The 15658-nt window shown below is 57.7% G+C and carries 15 protein-coding genes and 2 pseudogenes; 11 read left to right on the forward strand and 6 right to left on the reverse strand.

Features of this window, described 5'->3' with window-relative positions:
- Positions 1-310 precede the first annotated feature (310 nt).
- Together CO666_RS30175 and soxR are read right to left on the reverse strand one after the other, a co-directional pair.
- Positions 311-829: a hypothetical protein gene (locus CO666_RS30175; protein WP_097603435.1), complete on the reverse strand. Its 519-nt coding sequence runs from the start codon at positions 827-829 to the stop codon at positions 311-313.
- Positions 830-857: 28 nt separating this feature from the next.
- Positions 858-1292 carry a redox-sensitive transcriptional activator SoxR gene (soxR, locus tag CO666_RS30180; protein ID WP_097603436.1) on the reverse strand — a complete coding sequence of 145 codons (435 nt, stop codon included), beginning with the start codon at positions 1290-1292 and terminating at the stop codon, positions 858-860.
- An 85-nt stretch (positions 1293-1377) separates the two neighbouring features.
- On the opposite strand from soxR, the gene CO666_RS30185 reads away from it, so the two are divergent.
- From CO666_RS30185 to CO666_RS34700, 3 genes and pseudogenes are all read left to right on the forward strand, one after another.
- Positions 1378-2100, forward strand: coding sequence for an SDR family NAD(P)-dependent oxidoreductase (locus CO666_RS30185; RefSeq protein WP_097603437.1), 723 nt, complete (start codon positions 1378-1380; stop codon positions 2098-2100).
- Positions 2097-3143 (forward strand): S-adenosylmethionine:tRNA ribosyltransferase-isomerase, encoded by a 1047-nt coding sequence (locus tag CO666_RS30190; protein WP_097603438.1) that lies wholly within the window; start codon positions 2097-2099, stop codon positions 3141-3143. The genes CO666_RS30185 and CO666_RS30190 overlap by 4 nt, the downstream gene beginning before the upstream one ends.
- 78 nt (positions 3144-3221) lie before the next feature.
- Positions 3222-3536, forward strand: a pseudogene (locus CO666_RS34700) (hypothetical protein); the annotation flags it as partial.
- Positions 3537-3708: 172 nt separating this feature from the next.
- Here the strand turns inward: CO666_RS34700 and CO666_RS30195 are convergent.
- Complete coding sequence (locus CO666_RS30195) at positions 3709-3936, reverse strand: hypothetical protein (RefSeq protein ID WP_097603450.1); 228 nt, start codon at positions 3934-3936, stop codon at positions 3709-3711.
- 122 nt (positions 3937-4058) lie between these two features.
- Between CO666_RS30195 and CO666_RS34930 the strand changes: the two genes are divergently transcribed.
- The 5 genes from CO666_RS34930 (at position 4059) to CO666_RS30215 (ending at position 6843) form a co-directional block, all read left to right on the forward strand.
- Positions 4059-4187, forward strand: coding sequence for a hypothetical protein (locus CO666_RS34930; RefSeq protein ID WP_280951838.1), 129 nt, complete (start codon positions 4059-4061; stop codon positions 4185-4187).
- Positions 4188-4644: 457 nt separating this feature from the next.
- On the forward strand, positions 4645-5175 hold the full coding sequence (locus CO666_RS30200; RefSeq protein ID WP_245436892.1) for a hypothetical protein: 531 nt from the start codon (positions 4645-4647) through the stop codon (positions 5173-5175).
- A 155-nt stretch (positions 5176-5330) separates the two neighbouring features.
- Positions 5331-5537, forward strand: a complete 207-nt coding sequence (locus CO666_RS30205; protein WP_097603440.1) for a hypothetical protein — start codon at positions 5331-5333, stop codon at positions 5535-5537.
- A gap of 9 nt (positions 5538-5546) precedes the next feature.
- Positions 5547-5774, forward strand: coding sequence for a DUF2188 domain-containing protein (locus CO666_RS30210; RefSeq protein WP_097603441.1), 228 nt, complete (start codon positions 5547-5549; stop codon positions 5772-5774).
- A 124-nt stretch (positions 5775-5898) separates the two neighbouring features.
- Positions 5899-6843 (forward strand): Abi-alpha family protein, encoded by a 945-nt coding sequence (locus tag CO666_RS30215; protein WP_097603442.1) that lies wholly within the window; start codon positions 5899-5901, stop codon positions 6841-6843.
- An 81-nt stretch (positions 6844-6924) separates the two neighbouring features.
- On the opposite strand, the gene CO666_RS30220 is transcribed toward CO666_RS30215, so the two are convergent.
- From CO666_RS30220 to CO666_RS30230, 3 genes and pseudogenes are all read right to left on the reverse strand, one after another.
- Positions 6925-7845 carry a site-specific integrase gene (locus CO666_RS30220; RefSeq protein WP_245436893.1) on the reverse strand — a complete coding sequence of 307 codons (921 nt, stop codon included), beginning with the start codon at positions 7843-7845 and terminating at the stop codon, positions 6925-6927.
- A pseudogene (locus CO666_RS34705) lies at positions 7842-8737 on the reverse strand (TIR domain-containing protein). Before CO666_RS34705 ends, CO666_RS30220 begins: the two are co-directional and overlap by 4 nt.
- Positions 8738-8771: 34 nt before the next feature.
- Positions 8772-9014, reverse strand: coding sequence for a hypothetical protein (locus CO666_RS30230; protein ID WP_097603451.1), 243 nt, complete (start codon positions 9012-9014; stop codon positions 8772-8774).
- Between the two features lie 309 nt (positions 9015-9323).
- On the opposite strand from CO666_RS30230, the gene CO666_RS30235 reads away from it, so the two are divergent.
- The 3 genes from CO666_RS30235 to CO666_RS30245 all read left to right on the forward strand — a co-directional run bounded on the left by CO666_RS30235 (position 9324) and on the right by CO666_RS30245 (position 15652).
- A complete protein-coding gene (locus CO666_RS30235) occupies positions 9324-11474 on the forward strand; it encodes an McrB family protein (protein WP_245436895.1) in 2151 nt (716 codons plus the stop codon).
- 5 nt (positions 11475-11479) lie between these two features.
- Positions 11480-12721, forward strand: a complete 1242-nt coding sequence (locus CO666_RS30240; protein WP_097603443.1) for an McrC family protein — start codon at positions 11480-11482, stop codon at positions 12719-12721.
- A gap of 237 nt (positions 12722-12958) precedes the next feature.
- Positions 12959-15652: a UvrD-helicase domain-containing protein gene (locus CO666_RS30245; protein WP_097603444.1), complete on the forward strand. Its 2694-nt coding sequence runs from the start codon at positions 12959-12961 to the stop codon at positions 15650-15652.
- The last annotated feature ends 6 nt before the right edge of the window (positions 15653-15658 follow it).

Consider the following 15658-nt stretch of genomic DNA (forward strand, 5'->3'; position numbering starts at 1 on the left):
TCACAGTTTGTGAATCGTCTGTCCGCAATACAGCGGCCAACGCTACTGACGCCAGATGGGGTCAGCTTGTCGCTTACCGACAATCGAAGCGATGTCCGCCATCAGCCGATAATCATTGCACATTGCTCTTAACGGTCGGAGGTGATCGCCGTGCACCCGGAGGTGGGCCCCGGAGTGAGGACGATGCCGAACAACGAAAACAGGCTGCTTCCCGCCAAGCGAACGTTCACGGTTGAAATTCAAACACGAGCCTGGCCGAGAGCGTCGAATGAAATGAGGACAGTTCATCCGGTTCTGGCGGCAGCAGCGATTACGTTTCCTGAGACGCTTCAAATTCGACAAAAGCGGTTGCGAAGAAGAGATGGCGCTTTGCCGGTCCCCTGTTGGTTTTGGGAAGGCCCGCTATTGTCGCGTGAGATCCCTTGAGCAGCGCGACCAGGAACAGATCGCAACTTTCGACGACCATTTTAGGCCGGAGCTGGTCGGTGGCCTTCAGGTATTTTGAAAATGCTGGAATAGTTCTCTTCACGGTTGCTTGAAGCAGCGCAGGCGACAGGACCTGGAAAAGATCCTTTGGCTGCGTGAGTCTTAGAGCCTCAATCGTGCCCCACAAGGCGTCGGCATTGAGGCGGTAATTCAGCGTCTTTCCCCATACTGTCGGCCCGAAATGTTCTTCAAGCGTATCCGACAGGGCCCTGACATCCTTGATACGGCCCTTGGCCAGGATGTCCTGCTGGCGCTGCGCCTCCACGCGTCGGGAGTTCGCGCTGATCAGGCTGGAGATGGTATGGTCGCCGGATTGCGTGAGCAGGCCGAGAGAGTCTAGCATCAAGACCTCGTCATTGTTGGAGGCTCATTCACCCGAGCCAATACCTCGCCCCCGGGCCTTTGCGTCCTGCCACGTCAGCAGGGTTCGCCAACCGGCATCGGTCGATCGACAGGCAGCCGCAACCGATGCATTCGCCAAGACCGGACCGCAGGCGCTGTAACTCGGCTATGCGCTGGTCGATACGTTTTGCCCACACGCTCGACAACTGCGACCAATCCCGACGTGACGGTACGCGATCGGCCGGCAGCTTGGCGAGCTCGGCGCCGATCTCCTCAAGCGTCAACCCGATCCGCTGTGCAAAGACGATGAAAGCGATCCGCCGCAATGCAGACCGGTGATAGCGTCGATGTCCCGAGCCGGCGCGCTCGGATGCGATCAACCCACGCTCCTCATAGAAGCGCAGAGCTGATGAGGCAATGCCGCTGCGCCGCGACACGTCGGTGATGGTTAGCATCGGATCCATGCACAAATAAAAGCACGAAGCTCTCTTGACTTCAAGTTAACTTGAACTTGTAGCAGTTAGGCGTACCCATTGAAGGAGCACCGCAATGCAGGCGAATATCGATCTTCAAGAACTTCGCGTAGGGATCACCGGCGGCACTTCCGGCCTCGGACTGGCGTTTGTGCGGCAGCTTGCCGAGAAGGGTGCGAGCGTTGCCTTCGTCGCCCGCACCGCCGCGAATGTCGGACGCGTCGCAGCCGAGACGGGTGCGCACGGCATTGTCGCCGATATCGGCAAGAAGGAAGACATCTATCCGATCGCGATGCAGATCAGTGCCAATCTTGGCGGCGTCGACGTCCTGATCAACAATGCATCGAGCCTCGGTCCTGTGCCTCTGGCGCTTCTTGCCGACACGGAGTGCGAGGAGCTGGAAGCGGCCCTCGTAGTCAACCTGCTTGGCGCCTTCCGGCTGACGAAAGCCCTATTCGGTGCGCTTGCCACGTCGGCGCGCGAGGGCCGCGGCGCGCTGGTGATCAACATCTCCAGCGACGCGGCGGTCAACGCCTATCCCGGCTGGGGCGCATACGGCGCGAGCAAGGCAGCGCTTGCCCATCTGACGGCGATTTGGGACGCGGAGGCGAAAGGAGATGGAATAAGGTTTCTTGCCCTCGACCCGGGCGATATGGACACCCCGCTGCACGCGCTGGCGCTACCAGACGCCGATCGGTCGACCTTGAAAGATCCGGAACTGGCCGCTGCCGAGATCATCGAAAAGATGCTCGACGCGTTGCCGAGTCACGATGCGCTTGCCGCCGGAGCCCACGCGTGATCGCCGCTGATCGGCTCGATCGGCAATCGGCCAGGCTGCTCGTCGTGGAGCCGGACGGCACGATGCGCGACCTGCCGCGGGCTAACCTCGGGACGTTATTCGATCCTGGCGATCTGGTTGTCGCCAACGACGCTGCGACCTTGCCTGCCAGCCTGCACGGCACGCATCTCCAATGTGGAAAGACAATCGAGATCCGCTTAGCCGGCTGGCTGTCACCTTCCGCTCCAGTCCGCTTCCTTGCGATCGTCTTCGGCTCGGGCGATCACCGCACCCGCACGGAAGATCGGCTGCCGCCCCCTGCGCTGTCATCAGGCGATCGCCTCCAGCTCGGCCCACTTCAAGCCGTCGTTAAGCGCATTCTCGACCATCCTCGCCTTCTCGAGCTTAGCTTCCAAGGCACCCGAGCAGCCATGTTTGCAGGACTGGCGCAGCATGGTAGGCCGATTCAATACGCGCATGTTCCGGAGCCGCTGGCACTGTGGGATGTTTGGACGAGAATTGCCGCCCGGCCGGTCGCGTTCGAGGCGCCATCGGCTTCCTTCGCGCTCGACTGGCGCACACTGCAAGCTTGGCGTCGGCGCGAGATCGGTTTTGCAACACTCACGCATGCCGCCGGCATTTCTTCCACCGGCGATCCCGCGCTCGACTCGCGCCTTCCCTTCGACGAGCCGTACCACATCCCTGAATGTACCGTGGCGCAGGTAGCGCGGGCGCAGCTCAAGGGCAGTCGCATCATCGCGATCGGCACGAGCGTCGTGCGCGCACTTGAAGCAGCCGCCAATCCCGATGGCAGCGTGCGTGCCGGAGATGGTATTGCGACAGGGCGTATCGCACGGGGCACTCCGCTCCGCGTCGTCGATGCGGTTCTCACTGGCGTCCACCAGCTGGGCGAAAGCCATTTCGAGCTGTTGCGCGCCTTCGCCGACGACAGCCTCCTCGCCAGTGCCTCCACCGCTCTAACTGCATACGGTTATCGTGCGCATGAATTCGGCGATTCCATGCTGCTTAACCGTCAACCGCCACCTAATTGGCGCGAACCTTAGATGGATAAAGCAGTTTGCATCGCCGTTCCTTGGCTGGCGGCACTGAAGCGTCGCGTAAGGCCGGTTGGAACATCGGCTCGCTCGCGCAAGGTGGTGCTCGGCGTCATCGTGATCAATGGCAGGATACAGCAGGAGGCCGACGTGGAACACCTCGTCGCTCAGTAGATCTTCGATCTCTCGGCCGATCTGTCGTGCCTGCCGGGCGCGACAGTAAATTCTGGGCGCCGACCGGACGCGGCGGCGACGTGTTCGCGCACGGCTCTTCAGGCAGCCCGGATTCTCACGAACGGCCGGCGCCGGGGCTTCGGCTCGGAGATATGTTTGTGCCGGACCTTTGATATCGATACCCTGAAGATCAGGGCAGGAATTTTCAGTAGATTTGCTGCTGACTAATGGTAGCCACGGCGCCGCGGTTGTTCGATTCCCATCAGGGCGCGCAACCGAGGAAGTTGGCGAACGCATAAGATGCGACCGGAGCGTCTAGGCCCTACGCCGATGTCCTGCCGCGACAATTCTAATTGCCACCGCCTTAAATCCACCTATGAAGATGCCGCACCAGTGCGGGCTACTCGGCGGCTTGACGCAGCGGATATTTCGCCGGGTGTTCGGCGGGCCCAATAAATTCGAAATCGTCCGGCATGGCGTGCTGATCAGTGCCGAGGAGTGCTAACGTCCAGTAGTCGGGTTCTGCGCCGAAGATAGTAGAGACCTGTACTACCGTAATCTTGCCCTCGAAATACTTCGATGAGCGCGCCCAGTACAGCGCATCAGGGACCAAACTTGTTACAGCCACAACGCCCACTCCGTTTGATGACATGGATGGTATCAGAATCTCCATAGATGAACATCTCTCATTTTGATTGAAGACAGGTCACTCATCCTTGCCTTCATCAATCAGAGCCTGCTGTGGATATAATGAATAAACTTGAGCTGGTTATCTTCAACATGCGGATCGAGGGCGTCGGTTTTTACGGGCAAACCCTGGCCGCCCTGATCGGGATCGTGCTGATCGGCCTGATCTTCTGGCGGCGCGTCTATGCGTGAGCACCGGCCGCGTCAGCGGGAAAGCGGGACACGCGGCCCGCTTTCAGGTGCGGAGGATTGACGTGGGGAAGGTGAGGGGAACCTGCCGACCTGGCACATATGGTGCCGCCATCAGATGAGTAATGGACAGCTTAGAATGTCAGAAATTGTTCCGCTATCGAAACAAACTGTTGATATCGTCAAAATTTATCGGGAAACGGAGAAAGAACCGCCATGCGCGTATTCCGCGAACCACAACCAATTCCTATATTGAGACAGCAACAGTGCGCCACAGCTTAGATAAAGAGGCGCCGAGTTAAGACTTTCTTAGGGGTATCATCTGCAGAGCCTTTTTATCGGCCGAAAAGCGGCAAGAAGCCTTTACTACATCGACGAGCAGGCGCGCCGCATCGGGCGGCCGCTCAACACTCACGCAACCATCAATTTCGCCTGCACCGGTTGCGATCCGCGTGAGGCCGTGAAGGCCTTCGCCAAAATCAGACAGAACCATTTCGGCAAATGGACGACGCGCCAACTCCCCCCGCCACTTCGTCATGAGGCCACCGGCGCCTATGCCTTCGAAAACGTAAGAGACGACGCGCCTTTCCTTACTCTCCAGCCAGGTGATGATCATAACGTTCACGTTCACTGGATCGTTCATCTGCCGCCCGGCTGCCTGAAGGCCTTCGAAGAGAAGCTATGGCGCTGGGTCGAACGCTGCTGCAACGGTATTCACGACGCAAAGGCCATTATGATTACCGAGCGTCCGGCCGCCGTGATGCGCAATTACGTTCTCGCAGGCTGCGACCCCAAATGGGCCGAGATCTATCGGGCCACGGCCCAACCTCAAGGCATGATCGTTGGCGGTCGTCGCTCCGGCACAACCGAAAACCTGGCCCGAAAACGACGCATTGAACGCGATCGCCAGGACAAGAAGGTCCGCCCGCTTCCCTATCAAGGCGGATCAAAAAGCATCAAAACGCACCGAAAATCGGCGCTAGTAGATTGATTTTTTTGAGGATTTTGCTATATTATAAGGGAGTTCCGACGAAACGGAACTCCCTTCGACACCACCGCTTTGACAACGGTGAACGCCTTTTAGTCCGCAAACGTAAAAGTGCGTTGTCGAGGGCCTTTGTCAAGACCTAGAGAGGTTCAAACCGCATGAAGCATCGTAATAGCAGCCCCCGGCTGACCCCGATCCTCGCCTCGAAGATCAAGGGTCTCTGGGCACACAGCCCCCTCAACCAGGCCCAGATCGCAGCCCGCCTCGGCGAGTTGAACCAGGGCCGCGTCAGCGAGGTCATCACCGGCCAGAAGTTCCCTGACGTTCCGCCTGCAGACCTGCCGGCAATCCGCCACTATATGTGAGGTAAGACCATGGCACGTGATACCCATCGAGTAATGCCCCACAAGGACGGTGGCTGGCAGGTGAAGCGCGACGGCGACCAGAAGGCCAGCCACCGCACGGATACCAAGGCCGAAGCGGAAAAGCTCGCCCGGCCGATCAGCCAGCACCAGCAGACGGAACTGCAGATCCATGGCAAGGACGGCGCCATTCAGCGCTCCGACAGCCATGGTCATGACCCGAGGTCATCCAAGGGCTAAATCCCTGCTACGGCCGAAGCCTCCCAATCGGCCGTAACGTCATCTGCGAAGGCAGGTGCAAGATCCTCTTGCACCTGCTGGACGGGCTATGAACAAAATCTTTTGGTGCTCAATGAGACGATGAATGACCGAAAGTAATGACGCCAACTCGAAGCCTGCGGTCTCTGTAGATGTCAGCATAGGCAAGGAAATCGATCGCAGCCTCGCGGAGATCATCACCGCTTTGCTGCACCCTGCCGCTAAAGTAACTGGCAGTCTTCTCGCCGATAAAATCGGGATCTATGCCGACCGTGTTCGCCGGAAGCGTGAGCAAAATGCGCAGCTCGGGCTCAGCCAAGTTCGTGCCAATCTCGATGCCGCTGGCGTGGAGCTTGAAGCCATCACGCCCCCGAAGGAAGAAGAGCTGCACATGCTAATGAATGGCATGTCGCTGGCTGATGATGAAAACCTGCGAGACCTGTGGGCGGGACCCTTCACTCAGGTGCTGGACCCAAAATCAGCGATCACCGCTGAACGACCTTTCATAAGTGTACTGGAAAGCCTCTCTCCCTCAGATGCCAAAATCATCGATTTTTTGGCAAGCAAGCGCCGCACCGATGCGGAACTCAAACGGCTTGTGCGAATAGCCCTGCCCCGAGATTTCCAAAAAGCGACCGATGAAGAGCGCGAAGCGGTAGAAGAGGCAAGACGTTTTAATGCGGAGACACGCCGGAAAGCGCACCGAACGCTAGAAGACAAGGCTATTCTATATGAGCTGCACAAACTTCCTAATTCAGGCTGGGCGGACAATCTCCTTCGGCAAGGTGTAATCGAACGCGTTCCACTGCCGCTTCGCATGCCGGCACTTCCGAACATCGCTAACATCAACGAGCGTAACCTGCTTCAAGTTCTAAACAATCTCGTACAGCGGTTCGAGATTTTGCAGCAGGCGGAGGCACAGGATGCGAAGCTACCAGGATTGCTGCCAAAACATTCGACAGAGAACTCTTTCGAGCTTCCCGTAATGTTTACGGGGTTCGGAACACGATTGGCACAAGCGTGCGGCCTTTTAGACGAGGCCCATCAGTAATGCCGTACTCTTCCGACGCAACGATCCTTCGCAGACAAGGCAAATTAAATGAGGATCCGCTCGATCTCATCCAAGCTGACGTCATCGCTGCGGCGATCGTAAAACTGGGTCGTGCGTGTTGACGATGATTGGCAATGTTGGCTGCCTTCTGCTGCGTCCCACCGTTCTTGAGGTAGGCGGTGATGCCGGTGGCGCGGAAGGTGTGATTACAAACGGCCGTGCTGATGCCGGCGGCGATGGCCCGGCGTTGAACCATGGCATAGGCTTCGGCCTGCGCGAGGGCCTGATCCAGATAGCCGTCCTGTGCCTCTTGATCGTCTGAAACAGCGGCGCACGCAGATCCGCTTTCAGGCCCGCTGTAGCCATGTAGTCGTCGAGATAGGCTTCCAACGTATGATGACAGGGCAGTTCCACCTGCTTGCCGCCCTTCTCATGTAGACGCACCCATAGGCGCCGGTTCTGCGGATACACGTCCTTCACCTCCATGCTCGAGGCGGCACCAATCCGCGCAAAGGTGTAGGTCATCAAGCCAATCAGCGCCCGATCTCGCTTGCCGATCAGGGTGTCGGCCGGGATGCTGTCGAGCAGCTGGCGGGCTTCCTCCGGAGCCAGGACCGGCGTCTTGCCCCTCTTCCGGGAATGTTTTGGTCCACGGACGGAATGAGCGGGATTGGTTTGCATGACATGGCCCGTTACTAGCCAGTCAAAAAGGTGCCGCACGGCGGCCAGGCGCTGCTTGGCCGTTGGTGCGGCGTGGCTCCTAGTCAGCTCCTGGACCCAGCCGGCGACGTGGATGGGTGTGATGGCGTCCAGCGATCGGGCACCGCTGTGTTCGCACCACCGCAGAAGCTCGACGGCTGCCTTGGCGTAAGAGCGACGGGTATTTGGATTGCGGATCTGTGCCGTGAAGAATTCCAGGAATCGACGGCTGCCAAGATCATCCAAGGCGACGATCGCAGGAAGCGCATAGAAGCGTGGCTGACTGGGCACAACCTGGCTCATGCCCACACCCGATTGGGATCGAATTCCAGTTTGGCCGCCTTGAGCTCTTTCACAAGAGCCATTTTCCAGCCGTCGGACGAGTCCATATCGGTATAGACGACACCGAATAGGTCCGACGGAATTTCCACGTCGCCTTTGCGCAGCAGACAGACCTTTCCGCGCCCCAATTTCCCAGAAAAGTATCCGAGTTCAAAGATCACGTTCTGGCGCGCGCGCTGCGCGTGGCCAGGCGCAGCCACAGATGATCCCACGTCATCGGGTGTGAGGAGCACCACTGCGAAACCGACCTCACCGGCACAGTCCTCGTACTTCTCGATGATGGTGCGGCCCTGGTTCGGTTGCTCTTTGAGAACAATAACGTCGAGCTTCAACTTCTCCAAGAACCGGGCCAGCTTGTCCAAAGCGCCCTCGTCATGGCCGTGCACGATAAATACCTTGTTGGACGCAGGCATGGTGGACCTCGGCTTGCTCACGCTTGAATCAGGAAAAACTCCATCGCCGTAGTCCTCGGTGGAGATGATCCCGCTCTCGGAAACATCATTCATGGAACCTGCAGCGGTGGAAGCGCTTTTAAATGCGTTTCGTTCCCTTTCACCGATATTGCTGACCCAACCACGGCGATAAATCTCGCCAGCTCTGGCAACGATGACAGACTGCAGCGGGATTCCGTCAGGGGTACGAAGCTCCGGATCGCGAAGCACATAGGTCGCTAGCGAGGTCGCCCGCGCACTAAGCGTCGCCCCCCTCCTGCATCAGTATCCTGCAGATCCCACTCCAGGCGCATAGCTTCGAAACCATCATGCCCTTCAACCTTGAGCATATTGACCGACGCAATGACCAAGGCCCGTGACGGAAACGGAGGGAGTTTCAGCACCTCGACATGATCATCCACTAGCTATCTCCCTGTCTGTGCCAGCGTTTCAAACTTATTGCTCGATCTGGGGATCATCACCCGTTGGCTCCCGCACCAGCCGAAGAACGTACTCACCGCCGAAGCGTCCAGGCGGTTCAATCACGGTGAGTTGTGACAACTGGTGCATGCGCCTTACCCCTTCCAGAACAGCGAAAGAATCTTCGTCCCGATAGAGATGGTATTCGCCGTTGAGCCGCAGGGCTGCATCGATCTCGTGAACTTTATGCTGAATTCGCATCTGACGGCTCGGTGCCATTCGTCGACCTTTCATATCTATGATAAAGGACATTATCATAGATAATCAGCATTATAAGCTCTCGGAAATGTGGTGGTCGCAGGTTCGATTCCGTTCAAGGCGACGGGAAAATCCTCTCTTGAAATTCTGTCGTAGGGCCCTTGGTCGCCGCAGTAAGTTCGCTGACAACTTTTTCCGATAAGGAACAGCCATCGGTGGGATTGATCAGCAGCGGTCAACTATCCTGCACAACATTTCTGATTGCAAAAAATATACCTCTCTCGGTATCCAGGGTAGATCGCCCAAATAGTCGGGCGCGCTGGGGGGCATATGACGAGATACAGTCCGTTTCATCCGAACTCTGAGGCGACGCTAAAGGCCGCCGCCGTATGGTTCGACCGCTGCCTGCGGGTAGATGGCTCACTTTTCGGCGAAGAGCCACTTTGGACAACGGAGGCTCTGTCCGAAGCAGATCGCTGCTTCAATGGTCGGCCGGATGGAAGCAAGGACAGCTTTCATGTCAAGCTCGAGCGCCAGTTTCATGATGCGTCGCCGGCCACCTGCAAGCTTCTGGCAGAGATGCTTTGGATACTAAACCTTTTTCCCACGAACATGGGGCCGGATGCCAAGCGGCGGCCAATCTTGACCGCATGGGGATGGTCAGGAGAGACCCTTTCGGGCACTCTCGCCGATGAGTTGATGGCCGACGACATTTTGCGTGGCCTTGGTTCAGCTGGTCCCGGATTCATGAACCATAAGCCGCGAGAGCTTCGGTTCTTGATCAAATCCATGATCGGACTGAAAGCCATGAGCGCGTCAGAGCGCGATTCTGTCCTGGGCGACCCCTGGGCGTTCGCGGAGTGGATTGACGGAGTGCCGGACGAAGGATATCGGCAATTGCGGCACATCCTGCCGCATCTTATGTTTCCAGACGAGTTTGAACGCATTGCGAGCCCTGGGCACGTCCGGAAGATCCTTTCAGAACTCGGCGGTGTTGACCGTCAGGCTCTTCGACGCATGTCGAAGGTGGAGCAGGACCGCGAGCTGTTGACTGTTCGGCACAACCTCGAGCGGGAGCGCGGTGGTCCGATTGATTTCTATCAGCAGGAGATCAAGGAAAAGTGGCTGAAGGAGCAGGAGATCGAGGAGTCCGCAGCGAGCGAGGCTTTGGCGGCCGATACACCCGCTTCCGCTAGCAAAGTCGCCGCTCCGCTCAATCAGATTCTCTACGGCCCACCTGGTACGGGAAAGACCTATCGTGTCGTCGATCGAGCCCTGGCGATCCTTGATCCTGAGTTCGCTGCAAAGCGGGAGAGCGATCGCGACGCACTGAAAGAGCGTTTCGATGATCTCGTTACCGAGGGGCTTATTCGCTTCGTGACCTTCCACCAGAGCTTCAGCTATGAAGAGTTTGTCGAGGGATTGCGAGCCGAGACGACTCCCGACGGAGCGATCCGCTACCACGTACAGGACGGTATCTTCAAAGCACTCTGTCAGCCGTCAGCCGATCAGGCCCGTATCCCCGTCGGTGAGCGCTTCTCCAGTGGTTACGTGGTCACGAGGTCAACACCAGAGATCCTCTGGCTCGAAAAGCCGAACGGTTCGAGCTTACCGCTTCCATGGGAACTTCTCGATGAACTCGCGGGTTTGGTTCGCCAGGGCCGCATCTCAATCGCAGATATTCGCGACAAGCTCGTCTTCGATCGGGTACCCGACAGCCGTCTCGAGAAGTTCCTTGTGAATGGCTATAACAACATTATCCCGCTAATCGTCGAGCGGCTGATCGCGAGCGAAGCCAGGCCCGAAGATCATGAACGCAAGAAGGTACTGATCATCGACGAGATCAACCGAGGCAACATCTCCAAGATCCTTGGCGAACTCATCACGTTGATAGAACCATCGAAGCGGCTTGGCGCTGACGAAGCACTGACGACGATGCTGCCCTATTCCAAAACTCCCTTCGGAGTCCCGGTCGGGGTACATATTATCGGCACGATGAACACAGCAGATCGCTCTTTGGCCTCGATCGACATGGCATTGCGCCGGCGCTTCGTGTTCGAGGAAATCGAGCCACAACCTGAAACCTTGGACGAGATCGAGCTCGCTGGAGTTAACATAGGCGCCTTACTGAGTGTGATGAACGCTCGCATTGAGGCACTGCTCGACCGGGAACACAGACTTGGCCACGCCTACTTCCTGCATCTTGAAGCCGCGGACGATGTTGGCCAACTGAAACAGCTCTTTTCCCGGCGTATTCTGCCCCTTTTGAAGGAGTATTTCTTTGACGATTGGCAGCGTATCCGCCTCGTCTTGAATGATCACCGAAAAGTGGATCCGGCGGACCGGTTCATCGTCGAGAGTGCTGATGGCTCCGTCTCTCTGTTTGGGGCGGGCGAGATTTCCGTGCCAACAAACAAAGTCTGGCGGTTAAACGCCGAGGCCCTCAACAGACCGTCGGCCTATCAGCAAATCATCGGTTAGTTGGCATGTTGACCGTCAGGGAGTTTGCCAGGCTTACGATCGATGAGGCGGCCGGGTCGATTGACCTGGCGACTGTTCCCGCGAGCGCATTCGAATGGCTCGCGCGTCACGGGCGCGATCGGGGAGGGGCGCCATCGCTTGTGAAGCTCGAGGGGCCGCGAACCCTTAAGCTTCGCAACTATGTCGGCGTGGTGGAGACACCGTGCGGAACTCGAATTGAAATCCTGCCAAAGCATATCGGTTCATCGGAGGGGGTGGCGCAGGCCCGCCGCCTGCTTTTCAATATGGTCTCCGAAGCGCTGAATCTCACGCCAAGAATCGGAGGCGGGGCCACGATCGAGGCCTTTGATCTCCCGATGACGGAGTGGTTGGCCGCTAGTTTCCTGGCTAAGGCACTTGATCTTGCCCGGCGCGGCCCGCGCCAGGCATATCGCTCCATCGAGGCGAGAGAGCCCTTTTTGAGAGGCAGGCTCGATTTCAACCGGCAGCTTCGCGCCGCAGCAGGCGGCGCGCATATGTTTCACGTCACGCACGATGTCTATTCGCTGGACAGGCCGGAGAACCGTCTCATTCGTTCGGCCATTGAACACATCGCGCGACGATCGATGACGAGCGATAACTGGCGTCTGGCGCGCGAGCTCTCCACCCTGTTCGCCGACGTTCCGGAAAGCCGGAACATTGACGCGGACCTTAAGTTTTGGGGACGAGACCGCCATTTGGCTGACTATGCGGATATCAGACCGCTATGCGAGCTTCTACTGACACATCGGCTGCCATTCGCGCTTGCCGGAGATTATCACGGGATGAGCATGCTGTTTCCGATGGAGCGGCTGTTTGAGCGCTACGTGCTGGGCTCATTGCGAATGATTGCGCCTGAGCATTTCGAGATCCACCCCCAGCACGGCGCCATGCACCTTTGCTCACAGGAAGGAGAGGATTGGTTTCAGATGAAACCGGATATCCTCGTCAGGCGTGGTGACCAACGATGGATTATCGACGCGAAATGGAAACGGCTCAGCAATGATCGCGACAAAAACTACGAGCTGAGCCAAGCTGATTTTTATCAGCTCTTTGCGTACGGGCAAAAATACCTCGGTGGTACTGGTGAAATGTACCTCGTCTACCCGGCGGTGTCGGATTTCCCCATGATGCGGGCGCCGTTCAAACTGTCAGATAATTTGCTGTTGCATGTTTTACCGTTCGACTTGGAGCGACGGCAGGCTCCGTACACATTCCTCGCAGGCTGAAGTTGGCATGTGCCGCCCCTCATTGCTCGCTAGCCGCAGGATCGGGCCGGCGCGCATTTCGTTGCCGCCCTCGCGATGATTTGGAACATCTCAATATGTTGATGCTACACGGTTCCGAGGATCGCTGTTCTGGGCATATCGGATGTGGCTCTAAGTAACTTGTTCTCTGGCCGGGCGCGTACATATCGCCCCAGTTTGCTTGCGAGATTGTTCTCTTCAAGAAACTGGAAGCTGACCTTGGACTCGGGGCGACCTGAAAGCGTCCGGCTGCGTCAGGATGGCGACGAAGAGTTCCGCTGCCTCGAGATCGTATCCGTTTCCACTAGCAAGGCTCTCCTCTGGCATGCCGTCGAGGTCCGCACACGCAACAGAACGGAAACCCTGTCAGGGCTAACGGGTGAATCTGCGGCACAACTAGTCGCAGACGTTCATGCATTCATCAACGCCTACCTCTTTGGCCTCATCGGCAACGAGAGAGAGCGCTTGCTCGATGTCGATGCCAAACTTCGAGAAATCACAGCAGGCAACCGGCAATATCTCGCGCAAGCCGATCTTGGACAGGCTATCACGAGCGTGCCCGGCAATGCCGCCGCGGCGCTCGCTCATCCGCTTCTCGATCCACAACTCATGCCGGTCGGGCTCAAGAAGTCTTTACCGGCTTCGTTCGCAATGCTGACCGACCCGAGCGTTCGCCACGCCTATAATGAAGCGTTCGTCAGGTCTGAGCTGCTTGAATTCCAGCATTTCTTCGACCATCTCGATGGGCGATCGCTATCCGATCAGCAACGCGAGGCTTGTATCCGGCTGGACGACAATAATCTGCTGGTTGCCTCCGCCGGTTCCGGCAAATCGGCGACCATGGTCGGCAAGGTAGCCTATGTGTTGGAAAAGAAGCTCTATCGACGAGACGAGATTCTGCTTCTCGCCTTCAATAAAAGCGCCGCCGATGAACTCAGGACCAGGATTGCGAGACAGCTCGGGGTCGAGGAAAGCGCGCTGGAGTGCCGCGTCACGACGTTTCACGCGCTTGGACGCGGTATAATTGAAGACGTGGAGGGACGCCCGCCCCAGCTTGCCAACTGGGTAGATCATCCTGGCGGCGAGACCAAGGTAATAGAAGAGATCATCCGAGGCCTTGTCGAGACAGATCTGGAGTTTGCCAGATTGTGGAGCGACCTGCTTGTGGTCCATCCCAAAGCAGACATGCCGGCCGCGGTTTTCGACGTCGAGATGGATTTTCGCCGCTACGTGTCGGATCGCATCAGGAAGGGCGCCGCTACGATAGGTTCGCTTTCCGGAGTGACCGTCAAATCGTTGCAGGAACAGAAGATCGCCAACTGGTTATGGCTGCACTCCGTCGCGTTCGAATACGAGCGGCAGATCAAGATCGAAAATGAGGACGGCACCTTTCGACACCTGCATCCCGATTTCTACTATCCGCTGACCGACACGGTGCATGAGCACTTTGCGCTCGACGCCGACGGCACCTCGCCCTTTGCAGATTATGTCCAACACGCCGACAGCAAACGGCAGGCGTATCGCCGGAAAGAGATCGATTTTTTCGAGACCACCTCGGCGCAGGCCAGCAGCGAGACGATGCTCAGCACTCTTGAAGCGGAACTGGCACGGCGCGCCATGCCCTTCGAGCGCAAGAGCTATAAAGAAATCACTAAGGCCCTCGAGCCGGTCGTGATCAAGCATTATCACAAGCTTATATCCACCTGCATCAAGCATATCCGCGCCAGTCATCTGACGCTCGAAATGCTGCTCGAGCGCGCCAAGACCCTGCACGACAAGGAGCGTGGCAAGCTCTATGCGCGCGTCGTGTGGACGATCACGCAAGGATATTCCCGGAGACTCGAAGAATCCCAGCGGATCGATTTCGACTCGATGATCGCCGATGCTGTAAGTCTGATCCGGACCGGCCGATATCAAAGCCCGTATTCTCTGATCCTTGTTGACGAGTTCCAGGACATTTCCGAGCCGCGGGCCAACCTTATCAAGGCGCTCAAGCAGCAGAAGGCGTTCAGCAAGGTGTTCGCGGTCGGAGACGACTGGCAGTCGATCTATCGCTTCGCTGGCTCTGACATCACGATCTTCATGCAGTTCGAGGCGAATTTCGGAGCCAGTTGGCAGGGGCGCCTTGAGCAGACCTATCGGTGCAACCAGCTCATTGCGGAGACGGCCGCGAAGTTCGTCCAACGGAATCCGGAACAGATCACGAAATCGGTGCATTCGATACGTGCTGCGGTACCTCGCTCGATACGGGTGATACCCATCGATGGCAAAGGTGGCAGGCCAGACTTCGGGTTGGCCTGTCATCGCATTCTCGAGCGGCTTGATGCGTTCTTGGATGATATTGCGTCGCAATGGCGGAGTGCACCAGGCACCACGCTCAAGGTTTTGGTGCTGTGGCGATACAATCACGTTGACCCGTTTCAAGGAACCCTACCGTCCTTTGCGAACATCGAGGTTTCCGGCCAATCGTTTCATCGGGCGAAGGGACTCGAAGCGGACTATACGATCCTGCTTGATGTCAGCGAAGGCGATTACGGTGTGCCGAGCCGGGTCGAAGACGACGAACTTCTTAATCTGGTGATACCCCGCCCCGAAACGTTTGCCTACGCCGAAGAAAGGCGCCTGTTCTACGTTGCGCTGACACGCGCCAGCCGCGGCGTGTACATCGTCACCAACAGCCGCCAGCCGTCACGATACATCCGCGAACTTTGCGAGATCGCGGGCGCTGAGGTCCGCTTCGAGACGACCGAAGGGGCTGTTTTACGCCAGTGTCCTACCTGCCTAGTGGGCCAGATCATCGAAATCCACAATCGTGACGGCTCGGTATTTTGTGGGTGCAATCAGTTTCCCGATTGCAGTCGGACTGAGCGAAGCCCTGTTCGACCGGTGTCGAGATTGCGAAGAAGGAGGTGAAGCGAC

Origin of the sequence: Rhizobium chutanense (assembly GCF_002531935.1) — a bacterium.
GTDB classification, from domain to species: domain Bacteria; phylum Pseudomonadota; class Alphaproteobacteria; order Rhizobiales; family Rhizobiaceae; genus Rhizobium; species Rhizobium chutanense.

Coding starts and splice junctions, on each gene's coding strand:
- CO666_RS30175 (WP_097603435.1), bottom strand. CDS start 829: ATGCTAGACTCTCTCGGCCTGCTCACGCAATCCGGCGACCATACCATC.
- soxR (WP_097603436.1), bottom strand. CDS start 1,292: ATGGATCCGATGCTAACCATCACCGACGTGTCGCGGCGCAGCGGCATT.
- CO666_RS30220 (WP_245436893.1), bottom strand. CDS start 7,845: ATGAGCCAGGTTGTGCCCAGTCAGCCACGCTTCTATGCGCTTCCTGCG.
- CO666_RS30230 (WP_097603451.1), bottom strand. CDS start 9,014: ATGGCACCGAGCCGTCAGATGCGAATTCAGCATAAAGTTCACGAGATC.
- CO666_RS34930 (WP_280951838.1), top strand. CDS start 4,059: ATGAATAAACTTGAGCTGGTTATCTTCAACATGCGGATCGAGGGCGTC.
- CO666_RS30185 (WP_097603437.1), top strand. CDS start 1,378: ATGCAGGCGAATATCGATCTTCAAGAACTTCGCGTAGGGATCACCGGC.
- CO666_RS30205 (WP_097603440.1), top strand. CDS start 5,331: ATGAAGCATCGTAATAGCAGCCCCCGGCTGACCCCGATCCTCGCCTCG.
- CO666_RS30235 (WP_245436895.1), top strand. CDS start 9,324: ATGACGAGATACAGTCCGTTTCATCCGAACTCTGAGGCGACGCTAAAG.
- CO666_RS30240 (WP_097603443.1), top strand. CDS start 11,480: ATGTTGACCGTCAGGGAGTTTGCCAGGCTTACGATCGATGAGGCGGCC.
- CO666_RS30215 (WP_097603442.1), top strand. CDS start 5,899: ATGACCGAAAGTAATGACGCCAACTCGAAGCCTGCGGTCTCTGTAGAT.
- CO666_RS30210 (WP_097603441.1), top strand. CDS start 5,547: ATGGCACGTGATACCCATCGAGTAATGCCCCACAAGGACGGTGGCTGG.